The following is a 17,915-nucleotide window of genomic DNA, read 5'->3' as shown; positions in this document are numbered from 1 at the left end:
CATCAAATTTAAATGGTTTGCCATAATCGGCTTTCCCATTCCCCAATAGTTCATTTGCTTTCTTTTTCAGAAAAGTCCACAAATATGCATCCTTTATTGTATATGAAAACGATTTATAAGTAAAATATTTACGCAAATTTTTTGCTGATTCGACACTTCCCAATTCAGCTTGTCTTTCCAGGGCATTCCTTTTATAATAATTACAGAGATAATTCAAAATGAAACGGGTGATCATATGTCGGGCGGCTTTGCCTTTTTTATCGTCGGGTGGATTGTCCTAATGGTCGTATTGATGGGAATCGGCGGATTTTTTATGTTCCGCAAATTCTTGAAACGTCTTCCGAAAGAAGATGGAAAATCAACGATAGACTGGGAAGAAATTTATATCGAAAAAACTATCCATATGTGGAATAAAGAACAAAAAGCTCTCCTTGAAGAGCTGGTTTCGCCTGTTCCAGAGCTTTTCAGAGATATAGCCAAACAGAAAATAGCCGGTCGGATCGGGCAGGTCGCCTTGGAGAAAGAGAGTTCTGAAATTACCGAAGATATTATTATAGAAGGATATATTTTAGCAACTCCGAAGAGAGACCATAAATTTCTGATCAAAAAACTCGAAGAAAAGCAAATTGACATTACACCATATCAACCATTATTTGAACGGTAAAAAGATCGGCCCTATTTAGATAGGACCGATCTTTTTATGCTTGTTTATAATTTCTTTCGAGTTTAAGGAATTGCATAAGCATCGCTATACGCCATGTGAAGATCATGCCGAAAGCAAGCAGGAAAAACATTCCGCTCATTTCCCCGAACGATATCGTGGCTCCAATAATGATTTTTAAAATGATCCTTAGAACCAATAAACCGAATAATATAAATACGAAAGCCCTTGAAGGCTTTAAGTAGATTTCGCCATCTCGCACCTCAAACTTCGAAGAACGAATGAGGAAAATCGAGAATAACGCACCTATCAAAACAGCTTCTGCAACCTGTGTCCATTCAACTCGAAATACTGGGAAAAGGAACATAAGTGCTCCTGTACTCATAAAAAACGGCGGTAAAATGATTTTTTTTACACTTGCTGGCCTTTTAGCAGCTCGCAGGCGTACAAAAATCATAACGACAGCCATTATGGATGCAACGACCGTGCTTGAAATTAACCAGAACATAGTGTTCACTCTCTCACGCGTTCGCTTTATTTACTTCTGCACGATCTTTAGCCACCGTCAAAATAATCGTCATCGTTACCCCGATTACGGTCAAGTAGACTCCTAAATCAAACAATAAAGCCGTTGCAAGCTCTGTCCTTCCTAAAATCGGCAATTGAAAATATCCAAAATTCTGTGTCAGGAACGGCGCCCCGAATACAAATGATCCAATACCTGTAGCTACAGCTATAAGCAATCCCGTGAAAACCATATACAAAAAGTTGACGCGTATCACTTTCCCCATAGCTTCATGTCCATATGCCATATACATGAGAATAAGAGCTGCTGAAGCCATTAAGCCTCCAATGAAGCCTCCACCAGGTTTATTGTGTCCTGCAAAAAATAAATAGACAGAAAAACCTAATAGAATAAATGCAATAAATGCGGTTGTTGTTCGTAAAATCAAATCATTTGTCCCTCGCATTAGTAAACTCCTTTTAACCTTTTTTCATTGTGTCCATCATAATATAAATCGCGTAGAAAATCCACGGCTTAGAACCCTTGGAAATTGAAGAGACCTGCTAAATATGAAGTCAGCATCGTCATCCAATCAAAATAAAGGGCGATTCCCATCCCAATCATTATATATCCGCCAGCTTTTACTATGGCTGCACTATTTCGTCTGATCCAGCCCATTTTACCAATGAAGAAAGAAAGAATTAAGAAAGGCAGTGAAAAACCTAGAGAATAGGCAATCATCATGATCATGAATAAATCTGGTTGATCAGCAGCCAGAACGAGCACCGCAGAAAGAATCGGTCCAGTACAGGGGGTCCATCCAAGAGAAAAAGTCAATCCAATAAGAAAAGAACCGACATATCCCGCCGGACGATTTTTGAATCGAACTTTACGATCTTTCATCAAAAATCGAAAATTGAACACACCAATAATGACAAATCCGAAAAAGATGATTAAAACAGCACCCATTCTGCGAATAATATCGTCATTTTGTATAAGCATTTGAGAAAAGAAAGAGCCTGAAAACCCTAAAATTATAAAAATCGTAGAAAAGCCTAGTAAGAACAGTATAGTATGCATCAAACTACGCTTTTTCAGCATTCCGTTATCATTCTTTAATTCGCTGACACTCATCCCAGTTATGTAAGAAAGAAAAGCCGGGTATAAAGGAAGGACGCAGGGTGAAATAAACGAAAGAAAACCTGCTCCAAAAGCTAAGAAAATATTCACATCTGTCATTAATGATCCCTCCATCTACACACACTCGTCCTTATTGTAGCAGACGAAATAGTAAAATACGAACGTTGGCAGTGAACATCTAATGACGATTCTATGTCATAGTCCGAAAAATCCGCATTAATAGATAATATGCAAGAGGTACCAAACTTTATTCATTTAACTGATCGATGTTTATCGACTTCCAAATTCTTCGCTATTTTTCCTTTTCATAGTCCGATATCCGCACATGTTCGATCAATGAAAATAAAATTTGGTCTTTTATATTTTCGTAGCCAGGATCCAATTTAAGGCGCTTCCTGTTAAATAGGAATGCATCGTGCAAATAGAAAATGCGCGGCACAGCTTGCCAAGTATGCTCAGTTATTCGTTCCCATACAAGTTCTTCAAACTCTTTAGGGTACTTCAAATGAGCTATACAAGTTTCTAGATCCTGTTTCTTAACGGGAACAGATCCTTCGAACAAGTTTTTACGGGTCATTTCCCACCACATTTCCGCGCGGAAAAACTCGCGATTCTTCTCTTCTTTTGCAACATTTGTTGTAATAGGTTTTTTTCTGATTACTTCTGGAACTCGCTGTCGAATAAACGCCCATAAATCTTCTTCATTTATTCTCCATCCTTCTTTCCTTGATGTTGGTTCAACGCCTTTAATCGTGCCATTTCTAAGCCATCTGCGAAGACTTTCTTTATTTGTCGTGATTTTGTATTGTTTTAATTGTTCAAAAGCCTGATCCACATTATAATGCATCCTGTACCCCCCCTATTATAAAACAATTGTTGCATTAAAATAATACCATATTTTTTTAAATTATGACACTAATGAACGAATTTACTTTCTATTTTACATTTTTCTTTGCATCAAGCCCGATTGCTAATACTCAATATTTCAATTCTTTCTCTCCACTATTCATTTAAACGGTTGTACGACAAAAAACCACTTTTCGTCTTGGTTTTGGTTAAAACCCAATAGGAAAAGTGGTTATCTGAAAGATTTCAGCGCCTGTAGTTAAACTGGCATTGTCTTTATTTTGCTTGATTTTGATTGTTCATAGCACGCATCATTTGATTGATCTTCTTCTGAGAAGGCTTCTGCCCCATCTGCATCATCAATGTACGTAACATTTGCTCATTTATCGGTGGGTTCTTTTTCAAGTAGTTCATCATGTACTTCCTAGCAATGAAGAAGCCTAAAGCTACACCACCAACTAGAGCTAAAACAGCAATGATGATTACCCATACGATGCCCAAAGTCATATCAACGTCTTCCTCCTTCGTGTTGTCTCCCATAACAGTATAGTAAAATGCTCACAGGAATACAATAGAGCTTTTTACGATAACAGACGCTGACTTAAAAGAGGGGAAATCCATCCGTAATGCTCGCCGCTTTCTTCTATGATAAAAAACGTTTGATTGCACATTCGTAGCGGTTGAAATAATACCCGTTCTGCTTGCCAGAGGCTGTCACACTGAAATAGACAACAGCAGTTCTTGCCTTCTATTATATCATAATTCATTTCACAATCGTATATTCTGTCGCTTAAAATTGAATGATTTCCTTGTATTTTCTTCAACCATTCGTAAAAAGAGAAATGGTTCGTGATGTAATCTAATTGCTTTTTATAAATGGAAGAATCGGAAAATGTCCAACATTCTTCAAAAAAACGTTTTAACAAATCTACTTTATAATAGTATTTTTCAGTTACATCCCTTTTGATGGCGTAGATCGCAAACTTCATATAACCACCCCTCCTTGCTAGTATTATACCGAGCAAGGAAGAATTAGTTTGTCACTTTTTGTCCATAGAGGTGCATAACTTTTGTCAAAATACTAGTTGCATAAGGAAACTACTGCGCAAAATGCGCAGTAGCCTTAAATATCATTACTTCATTAAATTTTCAGCATGTTTCACTACATTTTCAACAGTAAAACCATATTTCTCAATTACTGTATCTCCTGGTGCTGAAGCTCCGAATTTGTCGATTCCGATGACTGCTCCATCAAGGCCAACGTAGCGTTCCCATCCGAAGGAAGCTCCCATTTCAATGGCTAGTCGTTGTCTTACTTCGTTAGGCAGCACATTTTCCTTATACTCTCGATCCTGTTTTTCAAAACGATCAAATGATGGAACACTTACTACTCGTACATCAAAGCCTTTCGTTTTAAGCTCATTTTGCGCATTAACGGCTAATTGAACTTCAGACCCTGAAGCAAGCAAAATACCATCTGGAGTGTCTTTATCTGAATCGCTCAGGATGTAAGCTCCACGCTTAACGCCTTCATAAGCAAGTTCTTTCGTACCCTCTAATGTAGGCAGGTTTTGACGTGTTAAAACGAGAGCGTTTGGAGTCGTATTGGACTCAAGAGCTAGTCTCCATGCTGCGCTAGTTTCATTTCCATCTGCAGGACGAACCACAGATAAATTAGGCACCGCACGCAATGAAGACAGTTGTTCAACTGGTTCATGTGTTGGTCCATCTTCACCTACAGCAACGGAGTCATGAGTTAACACATAGTTTACAGGCAGATTCATGAGAGCAGACAAACGCAGCGCAGGGCGCAGGTAATCACTAAATACGAAGAATGTACCTGCATAAACTCTTAAGCCGCCGTGAAGCGCCATCCCATTTAACGCAGCTGCCATCGCAAACTCACGAACACCGAACCAAATATTACGGCCAGCATAATTTTTACGAGAGAAATCTTCCTGATCTTTCACTGCCGTCTTATTAGATCCTGCTAAATCCGCACTTCCACCGAAGAAATAAGGAATCTTTTCTGAAAGGGCATTGATGACTTCTCCTGAAGCTGCACGAGTAGCCGGGTTATCTTCACCGGGTTCAAATGAAGGAAGTTCTTTCTCCCATCCTTCAGGCAGCTTTCCTTCCATAGCTTGTTCAAGTTCACGAGCTAATTCAGGGTTCGCTTCTTTATATTGCTGGAATAGATCATTCCACTCAGATTCTTTTTGGGAGCCGTTATCTTTCACTTTCTTGCTGAAATCTTCATATACTTCATCAGGAACATGGAATGGCTCATGACCCCATTTGTAATACTCTTTGGTAGCTTCTACTTCTTCGCTTCCAAGAGGGGCACCATGGGAGGCGGATTTTCCTGATTTATTAGGAGAACCATAGCCTATTACCGTTTTCACTTCAATCATTGTAGGCTGTTCTGTATTCTGCTTAGCTTTTTCAATCGCTTTTGCAATTTCTTCTGTATCCGTTCCGTCTTCAACACGGATAACCTGCCAGCCATATGCTTCATAACGTTTCTCAACACTCTCGCTGAATGAACGGTCTAAATCACCATCAAGAGAGATATCGTTGGAATCATATAAAACCACAAGCTTCCCTAAGCCTAAGTGGCCGGCAAGTGATGCGGACTCCTGAGATACACCCTCCATTAAGTCACCATCGCCACAAATTGCAAATGTATGGTGATCTACAACATTATACTGATCACGATTATACTTTGCAGATAAGTGAGCCTCTGCCATTGCCATACCAGTTGCCATTGCAAGTCCTTGACCTAAAGGTCCGGTTGTTGCTTCAACTCCATCTGTGTGTCCAAATTCAGGATGTCCAGGAGTCTTAGAACCCCACTGGCGGAATGATTTTAAATCATCGATCGTCACGTTATACCCTGACAGGTGAAGTAAGCCATATAAAAGCATGGATCCATGCCCTGCTGATAATACGAAACGATCACGATTGAACCAATTGGAATTTCCAGGGTTGTGGTTCATGAATTTCGTCCATAGCGTGTAAGCCATCGGAGCAGCCCCCATCGGCATTCCAGGGTGACCTGAATTCGCTTTCTCTACTGCATCAATTGCTAAAGTACGAATGGTATTAATTGAAGATTGTTCAAGACTGTTTGCCATAATAAAAAGTTCCCCTTTCTAATAACGTCTATGTACCATGTATTATCGTATAATGAAAATGCGGAAGTGACAAGCAAAGTCATAATTTTTTTCACATTTCACTTTTTTATCAGTGAATTTTTCAACAATTAGGTCGGTGCGGATCGTGTTTGCTTAACTGTCGAAAAATATTGATAATCATGGCACATTGCCTAACGTATAAACCAATATCCCTTACTTTTCCCTTTGAGTAAATAATTAAACAAAGAATCCGCACCGGAGAGCGGTGCGGAATAAATATGATTAATGTTTTTTTTCTTTTTCCTGCATATCCCTAAGTTTTTTTGGAGTAACGTCTTTTCCGTTAGGATCTACTACAGTCATGCCTTTCAGTTGATTCTTGAAAGATTTTCTGACATTTTTTAAATATTCTTCACGAAGCTGCTTCTGTTCTTTCTTCTCAGAAGCATCCAACCCCTGATCTTTTGATTTATGAGAAAGTTCATTAATACGATTCAACTTTTCGTTTGAGATCATAGCTAGACCTCCTTTTTAATAGAATACATGAAAAGACAAGTGTCTGTTTGACGCTTGCCTCATGTAATATATTAACGCTCCTCTTCATTTTTTTCAAGTGATACAAACTCCTGATACCGTCTATGTACCGTAGCTTTAGAGACATCATACCCCAGCCCTCTAAGCGTAGCAGCAATTTCGTTAAAAGTAAGCTTGTTCTGCCTAAGGCGAACGACTTCTTCAACAGGAAATTCGAGTCTTTCCCTCCCCTGGGCCAAGTGCTGATTTGCTAAATTCGCTTGAGGGTTATAGCCATTCTCAACAGCCTTCCGCATCCCTCTTCTGATCTTCATGTTATGGATTTTACGCTGATACTCTTCTACTATCCCGACAATCTGCAGTACCATGGAGTCTGATTCTGACATTTTCACTTCCCCATCATCTGTCAACGAGTAAATGCTGACGCCCAGTTTTTGAAGCTGATGAAAAAGCGCAATCTTTGTATTGCCCCGCCCTAACCTTGTTTCATCTTGAACCATCAGCATGTCAGCTTCATGGTTGGAGAATAGATCAAGCATTTGAAAAACGCCGTCTCTTTCAATATCATAGCCGCTTTCCTGTTCTTCGATACATTGTACAATCTCAATTGATTTCCTATGCGCCATATCCATCAACTCAGCTTTCTGGCGTGCCAGTGAGCTTACCTGCTGTTCTTTTTCTGTACTTACGCGACAGTAAATGATCCCTCTCATCACAATAACCCCTCTAACTATTAAAACTCTCACCTATAAGACTACTATACGCTCGTAACCATAGAAAAGTATAGAAAAGCCAAGCTGACGATAAATAGAATGATATAAGTCACATCTAACATAGAAATTTTATTGAACATAGGACCACTCCTCCAATTATTGGAACAAATGTTCTTAGAAACGTTTGTTCGCTTTGTCTGGTTATTATTATATACGAACACAAGTTCTTGTCAACATTTTTTCGAACGCTTGTTTGTGTTTTTCAATTCGACATGATAGAATGTAATTACTATAATCCTATGTTCGAGGTGTATAAATATGAGTAAACTTTCTAAACGCCAGCAAGAAATACTAGATTTCATAAAAGAACAAGTCCTTTTAAAAGGGTATCCGCCTTCAGTAAGAGAAATAGGCCAATCCGTAGGCTTAGCTTCGAGTTCAACTGTGCACGGCCACCTTTCACGATTAGAAAAGAAAGGGTTTATTCGCAGAGACCCGACGAAACCAAGAGCTATCGAAGTGATGGAATTAGAGGATGATACGAGTATTCCTCGATCAGAAGCGTCCTATGCCCCTGTAATCGGTAAAGTAACCGCAGGTTCGCCTATTACTGCAATCGAGAACATTGAGGAGTATGTGCCTCTTCCTGACTCTTTAGCCGGTACGGATGACAACACGTTTGTGCTTGTTGTGCAGGGCGAGAGTATGATTGAAGCCGGAATCCTTGATGGAGACATGGTTATCGTCAGACAACAGACGACAGCCAACAACGGGGATATCGTTGTAGCTATGACAGAGGAAGAAGAAGCAACAGTCAAAAGATTCTTTAAAGAGAGCAACCACATTCGACTTCAGCCTGAGAACGCTACAATGGAACCAATTATTCTTAATGATATTTCCATTCTTGGAAAAGTAGTCGGTTTATACCGTACTGTCCATTAAATTAATTCATTCCCAATAAAAAGCCCTGGCGCCTATTCGCCAGGGCTTTTTATTTCGATAGAGGTGTTGTTCTCATGCTTATATAAAGTCAGTAAGTATATCTATCGCTTCCATTGCCATTACCACTCGCACTTTGTTTTACTTCATATTCAATATCAACGATTAACTTTAATAGATCCTACATACGTACATACATACCAGTAATATCGAAACCTTTCCTTTATATCAAATATATCAAAACAATAAAAAACCCTTGAAGCTCAGAGCTCCAAGGGTTTTGGTTGTTAATACGTCTGCAGATATTGCTCTCTTTCCCACGGGTGTACTTGCGTACGGAACATATCCCATTCGATTTCTTTCGCTTCAACAAAGTGTTCGAATAAATGCTCACCAAGGGCTTGTACCATGATTTCATCTTTTTCAAGTTCTACGAGTGCATCGTAAAGAGTTGCAGGAAGATCCTGAACGCCGTGAGCTTCTCGCTCTTTCTTGTTCATCACATAAATATTACGATCTACTGGTGCTGGCGCTTCTAGTTTGTTCTCTACGCCATCCAGCCCTGCAGCAAGCAGTACCGCCATAGCCATGTATGGGTTTGCTGCTGGATCTACACTACGCACTTCTATACGGGTGCTTAGACCGCGAGAGGTAGGTACACGTACCAGGGGACTACGGTTCTGACCAGACCAGGCTACGTAACATGGTGCTTCATAACCAGGAACAAGACGTTTGTAAGAGTTGATGGTCGGGTTCGTCACAGCTGTAAAGTTCGTCGCATGCTTAATGATACCAGCAGTGAACTGGTAAGCCACTTCTGACAATTGTTCTTTCCCATTTTCGTCGAAAAACGCATTTCCGTTTTCATTGAATAGTGACATGTTGGTGTGCATACCTGAACCGTTCACTCCAAAGAGTGGTTTCGGCATAAAAGTAGCGTGCAGTCCATGCTGACGAGCTATGGTTTTTACAGCTAATTTAAAGGTTTGAATATCATCACAGTGTTTCACTGCATCCGAATATTTAAAGTCGATCTCATGCTGTCCTGGAGCAACTTCGTGGTGGGAAGCCTCGATTTCAAAACCCATTTCCTCAAGCTCAAGTACGATGTCACGACGGCAGTTTTCACCTAAGTCCGTTGGTGCTAAGTCGAAATATCCGCCTTTATCATTGAGTTCCATTGTAGGGTTACCTTTTTCATCTAATTTAAATAAGAAGAATTCAGGTTCTGTACCGATGTTGAATGCTGAGAAGCCAAGCTCTTCCATTTTCTTAAGATTTCGCTTTAAGTTATAACGAGGGCATCCTTCGAATGGTGTTTTGTCCGGGTTATAAATGTCACAAATGAATCGTGCAACTTTCCCTTTTTCTGAAGTCCAGGGAAAGACTACGAACGTATCGAGGTCTGGTACTAAGTACATATCAGATTCTTCTATACGGACAAATCCTTCAATTGAAGAACCATCGAACATCATCATCCCATCAAGGGCTTTATCCAGCTGGCTCAACGGAATTTCCACATTTTTGATAGTGCCTAACATGTCAGTAAACTGCAGGCGGATGAATTTTACATTTTCCTCATCAATCTTTTTAAAAATCTCTTCTCTAGTTAATCCCATAATTACTCCTCCTATGACAACTTTTTAATGGAAGAATCTTGACATTTCTCCCTGTCTTAAACTCATCTTTCCTTGTCTCCCTGCGGTGAACAACTCTTGCTGCAACATACGACGAAGCTCTCGATCAGTAAGCTCACTGCGAACCTCTTCCACTTGCTTCTCATCGTATTTGTCATTCTCCGGCTGTTGGGAAATCGCTAACACTTGCTTAATTCCAGCCATGTTAACTCCTTTTTCAATCAAAGCTTTGATCTCAAGCAGACGATCTACATCATTGAAAGAAAAAAGCCGGCGGTTACCCTCAGAGCGAGCGGGTGTAACTAGCTGATGCTGCTCGTAATATCTGATTTGCCGGGCTGAAAGATCAGTCAAAGATTGGACAATCCCCATCGGGAATAACGGCATAGAACGACGAATTTCATCACTCATCGATTAGCCACCCCCAATAACAAAATTCTATCTTAATTATACGGTAAGGAGGTCATATGTCAACATATGTGACGAAAGTTTACATCCGAATTTTCCAAACATTCCAACTTAAGCAACGAGGGTTTATGTAACCGAATTCATAACAGCCTTTGTTACAGCCAACTTTACATGAGCGTAAGTTAACCCTCCCTGTACAAATGCCATATATGGAGGTCTGATCGGCCCGTCCGCTGTCAGCTCCAGGCTTGCACCTTGAATAAAGGTTCCAGCTGCCATAATTACTTCACTCTCATAGCCTGGCATGGGGCCGGGATGAGGCGTTACATGTGAGTTAATCGGGGAAGCTGCCTGGATCGACTGACAAAAACTGATCATCTGCTCGGCCGTATTAAAGTTGACCGACTGAATAAGGTCCGTTCGATAAGCATCGTAAGCTGGTGATGTGTTGAATCCTAATTCGTGCAGCAATTTAGCCGTAAACACCGCTCCTTTCAAAGCTTCGCCTACTACATGAGGAGCCAGGAAAATTCCCTGGTACATTTCCTGTAATGTATTTAAGCTGGGGCCTGTTTCTCTTCCTAACCCTGGAGCAGTCAAACGATAACCGCATAATTCAATCAGGTCTGCATGGCCGGCGATGTAGCCGCCCACTCTCGCCAACCCACCACCCGGATTTTTTATTAACGATCCGGCAATCAGGTCTGCTCCCGCTTCTAAAGGTTCTTTCGTTTCAACGAATTCTCCGTAGCAATTATCTACAAAAATAATCACTTTCTCGTTAATGGAACGAATGAATTCGATAATTTCTTCAATTTCCTTAATCGTGAAGGACGGGCGATCCGCATAGCCCTTAGAGCGCTGGATGGCCACTACCTTCGTACGATCATTTACAGCCTCTTCCACTTCGTCCTTGTTTATCTGTCCATCCTCTCTTAGAGGTACAGATCGATACGTGACTCCAAAATCCTTTAACGATCCTTTATCTCGATCGCTTGAAGCACCGATGACTTCTTCGAGCGTATCATATGGTTTACCAGAGATGTAGAGCAGTTCGTCTGAAGGACGGAGTACTCCGAATAGTGCTGTTGTAATCGCATGCGTGCCAGAGATCAACTGAGACCTTACAATGGCATCTTCTGCTTTAAAAATTTCAGCGTACAGCGCTTCTAAACCATCTCGACCGAAGTCATCATATCCATACCCTGTGGTCGGGTTGAAATGAGAGTCAGATATTTTCAGTTTTTGAAAAGCATCCAGCACTTTTTCCTGGTTCGCTTCTACAATAGCTTGTACTTTTTTATGTTGGGGTTGTATTATTTCTTCTACTTTATGAATGAGCTGTTCCATAACGATGCCTCTTCCTAACTTTGTAAACTTGATCTAATGGGATGTTGGGGGTGGATATAACCTTTAACGATATATCCTTCTTTCTCTTCCGAAAATTCTAATAGGGTTACGATGGTCTGCGCTTTTAGACTTTGAAGCTTTTTGCCTTCTGATGCATGCACAAAAACATCATAGGATTGCCATTCATCTTTTAAGACTGCTTCAATCTTAGTTTTGATTTTTTGATTATCAGCCGGCCGCTTCACACTGACTGTTATCGAAGGAAAGGCATGTGGTATGAAATCCCCCTCCACCAAATCACTCTTATTATATACAGTCAGGGAGGGAAGATGGCTCGCCCCCAAATCTTCTAACAGCTTAGTCACCGTTTTTTCTTGCTCGATATGATCCGGGTGAGAAGCATCCACCATATGAAGAATAAAATCAGCCTCGGTTACTTCTTCGAGTGTTGAACGAAAAGAAGCGATAAGCGTTGTCGGCAAATCTTGTATAAAGCCTACTGTATCTGAAACTAACGCTTCAAACCCAGAAGGGAGGCTGACCTGCCTTGTCAATGGATCAAGGGTGGCAAACAGTAAATCTTCTTCAAAGGTATCGCTTTGAGTCACACGGTTGAAGAAAGTAGATTTCCCAGCATTCGTGTACCCTACAATCGCTATTTGGAAAGCGAAGTTCTCATCCCTGCGTTTTCTATATTGGTCTCGCTGCCGCACGACAATTTTTAGACGTCGTTTAATATCATCAATCTTACGCTGGATATGACGTCGGTCTGTTTCAAGCTTAGTTTCCCCTGGTCCTCTCGTCCCAATGCCGCCACCCAGACGGGAAAGTTCAGCACCTTGACCTGCGAGTCTTGGAAGCAGATATTGAAGCTGAGCTAACTCTACTTGCAGCTTCCCTTCTTTCGTTCGTGCCCGGCCCGCGAAGATATCTAAAATCAACTGACTCCGGTCAATGACTCTTCGTTCAAGTTTGTCAGCTATGTTTCGCAACTGACCAGGTGAGAGCTCATCATTGAATATAACAAGCTGAACATCCTCTTGATCAGCCATTTCTTTAATTTCCACGAGCTTTCCTTCACCAATGTAAGTGGCTGGATGGATACGGTCCCGATTCTGGACAGCTACTCTGCACACTTCTCCTCCAGCCGTTTCTGCAAGGGACCGAAGCTCGTTTAAAGAAGAATCAAAACGAGTTTCGTCCTGCCTCGGGTCTTTTCTTGCCACTAAGATAACTTGTTCTTTTTCCAAAATTTCTACCACCTTCTACTTGAGACGACTTTTCTTATCTTACCAAAAAAATTACGATCTATATATATATCCGTGTTGTCAGATTATTTATCAAACGTTAAATGAAAGTCTCCAGGCTCAAGTAACATTAAGTCCTTTTTATCCCAGTCTACCCGATTAGCCAGTCGATAAGCATGCTTTCTTATGGCTTCTTCTATAACATTCCTCACATATCGGGCATTGGAGAAATTTCTCGGAGGATCATGATGGAGAAGCGAAAGATGGTGACAAAGTTTTCTCTCGGCTTCTGGTGTCAGCCTGTAATCTTTTTCAAGAAGCATCACTTTGGCAATGTCCCTAAGTTCATCAGCGGAATAATCTTGAAATTCAAGCTGAATTGGAAATCTAGAAGCCAAACCTGGATTGGTTCCTAAGAACTCTTCCATTTCAAATGGGTACCCCGCTAATATAATGATCAATTGATCATGATGATCTTCCATACATTTAACAATCGTATCAATCGCCTCTTTACCAAAATCTTTTTCCCCGCCCCGCGCTAGAGAATAAGCTTCATCGATGAATAACACTCCACCCATCGCCTTTTTAATCAATTCTTTCGTCTTTTGGGCGGTATGACCAATATATTCACCAACAAGCTCGCTGCGGTCGACTTCGATGAAATGACCGCTCTCGAGGACATTCATTTCTTTGAATAGTTCAGCTACTCTTCTGGCCACTGTCGTCTTCCCTGTACCGGGGTTTCCTTTAAAAATCATGTGCAGCACTTGACGATTATTTTTCAGGCCCACCTCTTGCCTTTTTTGCTCAATAAAGAGCTGGGCGTAGATTTCTTTCATTTGAAGCTTCAAACCTTCCATTCCAATTATAGAAGAAAAGTAGCCGTCTATTGTACGGAAATAAGGAACTTGAACCTTCTCCTGATTTTTCTCCAGCGCGGCCGCATCAGAGTGACGGTAACTATCCTTAAGAATTATATTGATCGTCCCCTGGCGGGCTATCCTTGCTTGCTGACTCACAGAAATCCCTCCTTGCTTCCATGTATCATACGCTGAAATGATAAATGCGTGACATAAGCCCAAGAAGGATATAATGATCTCCCTACAAAAAAAGCGAGCACCATGTTAGGAGCTCGCTTTCTTGATTATTGTTCTTTATCCAGCGCAATATTTTTAGCGGGTGCAAACGTCGAAATCGCGTGTTTGAAGATTAACTGTTGTTTTCCATCGGTTTCGAGTAGAACCGTAAAATTATCGAAAGCTTTAACAACTCCTCTTAATTGGAAGCCATTAAGCAAAAAGACGGTCACTTGCATCCGTTCTTTTCTTAGTTGATTTAAATAATTGTCTTGGATATTAACTGACTGAGCCATACATCTTCCTCCTCTATATCTATCTATAGTATTACCATTCTAGGTTTCTTCGAGCATTCCTGCTAAATCTCGCAAGATTTTTTCAATTTTATCATTTTTTTCGTTCGGCTGCACCGCATACCAATTGACATTCAGCTTATTTCTAAAATAGGTGAACTGACGCTTTGCATATCTCCTGGAGTTTCTCTTCAACAGCTCTATGGCACGCTCATAAGAATATTCACCCTTAAAATAAGGAATGAACTCTTTATAGCCTATCGCTTTCATCGATTGACTGTTTTCCAAACCTTCATCGAAAAGGGAGCGTACTTCCACTTCTAACCCTTGTTCAATCATGAGGTCGACGCGGTAGTTAATCCTTTCATATAGCTCCGTTCGACCCATTTCCAATCCGATCAGTATAGGGGTAAAAGGAGAATCTCCTTTTTGATCCGCCTGATAACCGCTCATCGTTTGGCCTGTCTTCTCATAAACTTCGAGCGCACGCAGTACTCTTCGCTCATTGTTTGGATGGATCTTATCCGCTTGTTTTGGATCCACTTCCTTAAGCCGTTGATAAATTGCATCTATTCCACGTTCAGCTGCCTCTTTTTCCAGTTCTCGATATATAGTCCGATCCCTTTCATGATCAGAAAAATTAAAATCGTACAATGCTGCCTGTATGTAAAGACCAGTGCCACCCACTATGATAGGCAGACGATTGCGATTTGTTATTTCCTCTATCAATGACCGAACTTTCAGTTGAAATTCTGCCGCTGAAAAAGATTCTTCTGGATCTTTAATATCAATCATATGATGAGGGATTCCACGCATTTCTTCTTTGGTGATTTTAGCCGTACCTATATCCATCCTTCGATAAATCTGCATAGAATCTCCACTAATGATTTCTCCATTGAATGTTTCAGCTATATTCACAGCTAATTCTGACTTACCGACGGCTGTTGGACCGACTACGCTGACTACTGAAGGTTTCAAATAAATCCCCCCTTTATTTTATTCACTTCCCATTATACATGAACCGCTTTGGAATCATACCTCAAGGCTGAAACTAACGGAATTCGTTAACTTAACTAACGAATCCCGTTAGTATAACTAAAAGATTTCGTTAGTTTGTATATCGACATTCGTTAGTTTTGTGGTAATATAGAGAAAAGGAGGAGTATGAAGTGGTTAATCAAAGAATTCGTTCATTGCGAAAAAAACGCCGCCTGACTCAAACGATGTTAGCTGAAAAAGTTGGGGTCTCTCCGCAAGTCGTATCGAACTGGGAAAGACAATATACCTCGCCCGATCTTGAAGATTTGTCTAAAATCGCCCACGCCCTTCATACAACGGCCGATTATTTACTTGGACTCAGTGATGAAAAAGAAGATGAAATGAGAGAAATTAAACAATTCCTTAAAGACAAAGGTTTTGACCGGTCAGTCATTTTTGATAAACAATCTTGGCTTAAAGTGCAAGCAGATGAAATCAACCAGATAGAAAACTACTTTCGCTTTCTTCTTCAGCAAAAGCACCCTTCATAAATTAATTATGTAAACATAAAAAAGCATGCCCCCTATCAAAGGGAGCATGCTTATATTTATTTTTGAACGATTACATGACTCGTTTAAACATTTTTTCCATTTCATATTCTGAGAAAAAAACGATGATCGGCCTTCCGTGAGGACAGGTGAATGGATCCGTCGAGCTTCTCAAGTCCTCTAACAATTTGAACATATCGTTATGATTCAAATGGTGGTTGGCTTTGATCGATCTTTTACAAGACATGAGAATGGCTGCTTCTTCACGAAGTTTTGAAATATTGATATTCTCTTCTGACATCAGTTGATCGACGATTTCCTGAATGACTTCTTCCTCATAACCTTTAGGAAACCACTGGGGGTGCGATCGGATAATATAACTATGACCACCGAAAGGCTCAAAAAACAACCCTACTTTTTCCAGATCACTTTTCATTTCTTCAATTCTCAAAGCTTCACGCCTTTGAAAATCAAAGGTCATAGGGACTAACAACTCCTGTACCTCATGTTCAACTTCTCCTATTTGATCCCTGAAAAACTCATACTTGATACGTTCCTGCGCTGCATGCTGATCGACAATGTACATGCCGTCTTCATTTTGAGCAAGGATATATGTTCCGTGCAGTTGACCGATCGGATGCATCGTCGGAACACGCTTTTCTTCTACACCAGGATTTTCGATCGGCGGCTCAATCGGTTCATCCAAAGGTTGCTCCATTTGATGAACGACTTCTTGCTGCTCACGTTTATATTCGCCGAACGACTCCCCTACTTCAGCAGACTCTCCACCGTCAGAAATTTCAGGTTCACGGGGCGGCTCAGCCCTCTCACGTTCATACAAGTCCAATATTTCTTGTTTATTGTACTCTTTTTTGGGCTTAGGCTGTTTATGTTCAACCTCCGGAATAAGTGTTTGTTTTCTGAACGTATCTTTGATCGTTGCCTCCAACAGATCAAACAGTTCCTTCTCTTTGCTGAACCGTACTTCCAACTTAGCAGGATGAACATTAACATCGACTAAGATAGGGTCCATCTCAATGTTAAGGACGACGATCGGATATTTGCCGATCGGCAAAAGCGTATGGTAGCCCTGCAGGATGGCTTTGTTCAAAGCTATATTACGAATATACCTTCCATTGATGATTGTAGAAATATAACTTCTTTGCGCCCGGTAGACTTCTGGTTTACAAATGTAACCACTTACTTTAAAGTCTTTCGTTTCCGCTTTTATCGGCACCATTTTTCGGGCGACATTCATACCATAAATCTTGGCAGCTACCTGGAGAACATCACCACGGCCGTTCGTACGAAATAATTCTTTATCGTTATGCTTACAAACGAATTTCACCTCTGGATGAGCTAAAGCCATACGATTCAGCAAATCTGTAACATGGCCAAGCTCTGTATGGATGGTTTTCATATATTTCAAGCGGGCAGGTGTGTTGAAAAACAACTCGTCAACAATAATGTCCGTACCCTGACGCGCATCACTTTTATCCTCATGGATGATCTTCCCGCCTTCAAGCTCTATCTTCGTACCTGCGGATTGCCCCTGTGAAGTCTGCATAGTGAGCCGGCTGACTGCGGCAATACTTGCTAACGCCTCTCCCCTGAAACCTAATGTTCGTACGTGGAACAAATCGTTTTCATCTTTGATTTTACTCGTAGCATGACGGAAGAATGCTTTCTTAGCATCTTCCTCTTCCATCCCATTACCGTTATCTGTAATTCTTATCCTTTGGAGCCCTGCTTCATGGAGCTCGATCTCCACCCAGCCGCTGCCAGCATCAATACTATTTTCAACGAGCTCTTTAACGACAGACGCAGGACGTTCCACTACTTCTCCCGCAGCAATTTTGTTCGCGAGGTGATCAGGCATTAATTGAATCAGCGCCATCGATAG

General features: G+C 40.9%; 20 protein-coding genes. 3 read left to right on the top strand and 17 right to left on the bottom strand.

All coding sequences use genetic code 11. The features are described from left to right. The first annotated feature begins 235 nt into the window (after positions 1-235). A complete protein-coding gene (locus O2Q26_RS01035; RefSeq protein ID WP_253935270.1) occupies positions 236-664 on the top strand; it encodes a DUF2621 domain-containing protein in 429 nt (142 codons plus the stop codon). Positions 665-698: 34 nt separating this feature from the next. On the opposite strand, the gene O2Q26_RS01030 is transcribed toward O2Q26_RS01035, so the two are convergent. The 9 genes from O2Q26_RS01030 to O2Q26_RS00990 all read right to left on the bottom strand — a co-directional run bounded on the left by O2Q26_RS01030 (position 699) and on the right by O2Q26_RS00990 (position 7,536). Then, positions 699-1,169, bottom strand: coding sequence for a CcdC family protein (locus tag O2Q26_RS01030; protein ID WP_289214184.1), 471 nt, complete (start codon positions 1,167-1,169; stop codon positions 699-701). 13 nt (positions 1,170-1,182) lie between these two features. Continuing rightward, positions 1,183-1,632: a Na(+)/H(+) antiporter subunit B gene (locus O2Q26_RS01025; protein WP_289214183.1), complete on the bottom strand. Its 450-nt coding sequence runs from the start codon at positions 1,630-1,632 to the stop codon at positions 1,183-1,185. 68 nt (positions 1,633-1,700) lie between these two features. Beyond that, a complete protein-coding gene (locus tag O2Q26_RS01020) occupies positions 1,701-2,405 on the bottom strand; it encodes a cytochrome c biogenesis CcdA family protein (RefSeq protein ID WP_289214182.1) in 705 nt (234 codons plus the stop codon). A gap of 193 nt (positions 2,406-2,598) precedes the next feature. Continuing rightward, entirely contained in the window at positions 2,599-3,153 is a 555-nt protein-coding gene (locus O2Q26_RS01015; protein WP_289214181.1) for a hypothetical protein, read from the bottom strand. 275 nt (positions 3,154-3,428) lie between these two features. Continuing rightward, on the bottom strand, positions 3,429-3,659 hold the full coding sequence (locus O2Q26_RS01010) for a YneF family protein (protein ID WP_371925012.1): 231 nt from the start codon (positions 3,657-3,659) through the stop codon (positions 3,429-3,431). 74 nt (positions 3,660-3,733) lie between these two features. Beyond that, complete coding sequence (sirA, locus tag O2Q26_RS01005) at positions 3,734-4,141, bottom strand: sporulation inhibitor of replication protein SirA (RefSeq protein ID WP_253935265.1); 408 nt, start codon at positions 4,139-4,141, stop codon at positions 3,734-3,736. Positions 4,142-4,285: 144 nt separating this feature from the next. Continuing rightward, positions 4,286-6,289, bottom strand: coding sequence for a transketolase (gene tkt, locus O2Q26_RS01000; RefSeq protein ID WP_289214180.1), 2,004 nt, complete (start codon positions 6,287-6,289; stop codon positions 4,286-4,288). Between the two features lie 282 nt (positions 6,290-6,571). Continuing rightward, positions 6,572-6,805, bottom strand: coding sequence for a DUF896 domain-containing protein (locus O2Q26_RS00995; protein WP_253935263.1), 234 nt, complete (start codon positions 6,803-6,805; stop codon positions 6,572-6,574). A gap of 71 nt (positions 6,806-6,876) precedes the next feature. Continuing rightward, complete coding sequence (locus O2Q26_RS00990; RefSeq protein WP_289214179.1) at positions 6,877-7,536, bottom strand: YneB family resolvase-like protein; 660 nt, start codon at positions 7,534-7,536, stop codon at positions 6,877-6,879. A gap of 318 nt (positions 7,537-7,854) precedes the next feature. Here O2Q26_RS00990 and lexA point away from each other — a divergent pair, with 318 nt between their 5' ends. Further along, positions 7,855-8,478 (top strand): transcriptional repressor LexA, encoded by a 624-nt coding sequence (lexA, locus tag O2Q26_RS00985; RefSeq protein ID WP_289214178.1) that lies wholly within the window; start codon positions 7,855-7,857, stop codon positions 8,476-8,478. Between the two features lie 284 nt (positions 8,479-8,762). Here lexA and glnA read toward each other — a convergent pair whose 3' ends face one another. The 7 genes from glnA to miaA form a co-directional block, all read right to left on the bottom strand. Beyond that, positions 8,763-10,094 (bottom strand): type I glutamate--ammonia ligase, encoded by a 1,332-nt coding sequence (glnA, locus tag O2Q26_RS00980; RefSeq protein WP_289214177.1) that lies wholly within the window; start codon positions 10,092-10,094, stop codon positions 8,763-8,765. A 24-nt stretch (positions 10,095-10,118) separates the two neighbouring features. Beyond that, positions 10,119-10,523, bottom strand: coding sequence for a MerR family transcriptional regulator (locus tag O2Q26_RS00975; protein ID WP_253935259.1), 405 nt, complete (start codon positions 10,521-10,523; stop codon positions 10,119-10,121). A 123-nt stretch (positions 10,524-10,646) separates the two neighbouring features. Next, positions 10,647-11,870 (bottom strand): methionine gamma-lyase family protein, encoded by a 1,224-nt coding sequence (locus tag O2Q26_RS00970; protein ID WP_289214176.1) that lies wholly within the window; start codon positions 11,868-11,870, stop codon positions 10,647-10,649. A gap of 14 nt (positions 11,871-11,884) precedes the next feature. Beyond that, positions 11,885-13,120, bottom strand: coding sequence for a GTPase HflX (gene hflX, locus O2Q26_RS00965; RefSeq protein WP_289214175.1), 1,236 nt, complete (start codon positions 13,118-13,120; stop codon positions 11,885-11,887). A gap of 83 nt (positions 13,121-13,203) precedes the next feature. Further along, positions 13,204-14,136: an AAA family ATPase gene (locus tag O2Q26_RS00960; RefSeq protein WP_289214174.1), complete on the bottom strand. Its 933-nt coding sequence runs from the start codon at positions 14,134-14,136 to the stop codon at positions 13,204-13,206. Positions 14,137-14,261: 125 nt separating this feature from the next. Further along, positions 14,262-14,489, bottom strand: coding sequence for an RNA chaperone Hfq (hfq, locus tag O2Q26_RS00955; RefSeq protein ID WP_253935255.1), 228 nt, complete (start codon positions 14,487-14,489; stop codon positions 14,262-14,264). A gap of 39 nt (positions 14,490-14,528) precedes the next feature. Further along, positions 14,529-15,464, bottom strand: a complete 936-nt coding sequence (miaA, locus tag O2Q26_RS00950; protein ID WP_289214173.1) for a tRNA (adenosine(37)-N6)-dimethylallyltransferase MiaA — start codon at positions 15,462-15,464, stop codon at positions 14,529-14,531. A 191-nt stretch (positions 15,465-15,655) separates the two neighbouring features. Between miaA and O2Q26_RS00945 the strand changes: the two genes are divergently transcribed. Continuing rightward, positions 15,656-16,015, top strand: coding sequence for a helix-turn-helix domain-containing protein (locus tag O2Q26_RS00945; protein WP_253935253.1), 360 nt, complete (start codon positions 15,656-15,658; stop codon positions 16,013-16,015). Between the two features lie 70 nt (positions 16,016-16,085). On the opposite strand, the gene mutL is transcribed toward O2Q26_RS00945, so the two are convergent. Next, positions 16,086-17,909, bottom strand: coding sequence for a DNA mismatch repair endonuclease MutL (mutL, locus tag O2Q26_RS00940; protein ID WP_289214172.1), 1,824 nt, complete (start codon positions 17,907-17,909; stop codon positions 16,086-16,088). Between the last annotated feature and the right edge of the window lie 6 nt (positions 17,910-17,915).

Origin of the sequence: Halobacillus campisalis (assembly GCF_030345335.1) — a bacterium.
In the GTDB taxonomy this organism is placed as follows: domain Bacteria; phylum Bacillota; class Bacilli; order Bacillales; family Halobacillaceae; genus Halobacillus_A; species Halobacillus_A campisalis.
The sequence above is the reverse complement of the archived record's forward strand: the minus strand, read 5'-3'. Positions and strand labels throughout refer to the sequence as shown.

Coding starts and splice junctions, on each gene's coding strand:
- O2Q26_RS01035 (WP_253935270.1), top strand. CDS start 236: ATGTCGGGCGGCTTTGCCTTTTTTATCGTCGGGTGGATTGTCCTAATG.
- O2Q26_RS01030 (WP_289214184.1), bottom strand. CDS start 1,169: ATGTTCTGGTTAATTTCAAGCACGGTCGTTGCATCCATAATGGCTGTC.
- O2Q26_RS01025 (WP_289214183.1), bottom strand. CDS start 1,632: ATGCGAGGGACAAATGATTTGATTTTACGAACAACAACCGCATTTATT.
- O2Q26_RS01020 (WP_289214182.1), bottom strand. CDS start 2,405: ATGACAGATGTGAATATTTTCTTAGCTTTTGGAGCAGGTTTTCTTTCG.
- O2Q26_RS01015 (WP_289214181.1), bottom strand. CDS start 3,153: ATGCATTATAATGTGGATCAGGCTTTTGAACAATTAAAACAATACAAA.
- O2Q26_RS01010 (WP_371925012.1), bottom strand. CDS start 3,659: ATGACTTTGGGCATCGTATGGGTAATCATCATTGCTGTTTTAGCTCTA.
- sirA (WP_253935265.1), bottom strand. CDS start 4,141: ATGAAGTTTGCGATCTACGCCATCAAAAGGGATGTAACTGAAAAATAC.
- tkt (WP_289214180.1), bottom strand. CDS start 6,289: ATGGCAAACAGTCTTGAACAATCTTCAATTAATACCATTCGTACTTTA.
- O2Q26_RS00995 (WP_253935263.1), bottom strand. CDS start 6,805: ATGATCTCAAACGAAAAGTTGAATCGTATTAATGAACTTTCTCATAAA.
- O2Q26_RS00990 (WP_289214179.1), bottom strand. CDS start 7,536: ATGAGAGGGATCATTTACTGTCGCGTAAGTACAGAAAAAGAACAGCAG.
- lexA (WP_289214178.1), top strand. CDS start 7,855: ATGAGTAAACTTTCTAAACGCCAGCAAGAAATACTAGATTTCATAAAA.
- glnA (WP_289214177.1), bottom strand. CDS start 10,094: ATGGGATTAACTAGAGAAGAGATTTTTAAAAAGATTGATGAGGAAAAT.
- O2Q26_RS00975 (WP_253935259.1), bottom strand. CDS start 10,523: ATGAGTGATGAAATTCGTCGTTCTATGCCGTTATTCCCGATGGGGATT.
- O2Q26_RS00970 (WP_289214176.1), bottom strand. CDS start 11,870: ATGGAACAGCTCATTCATAAAGTAGAAGAAATAATACAACCCCAACAT.
- hfq (WP_253935255.1), bottom strand. CDS start 14,489: ATGGCTCAGTCAGTTAATATCCAAGACAATTATTTAAATCAACTAAGA.
- mutL (WP_289214172.1), bottom strand. CDS start 17,909: ATGGCGCTGATTCAATTAATGCCTGATCACCTCGCGAACAAAATTGCT.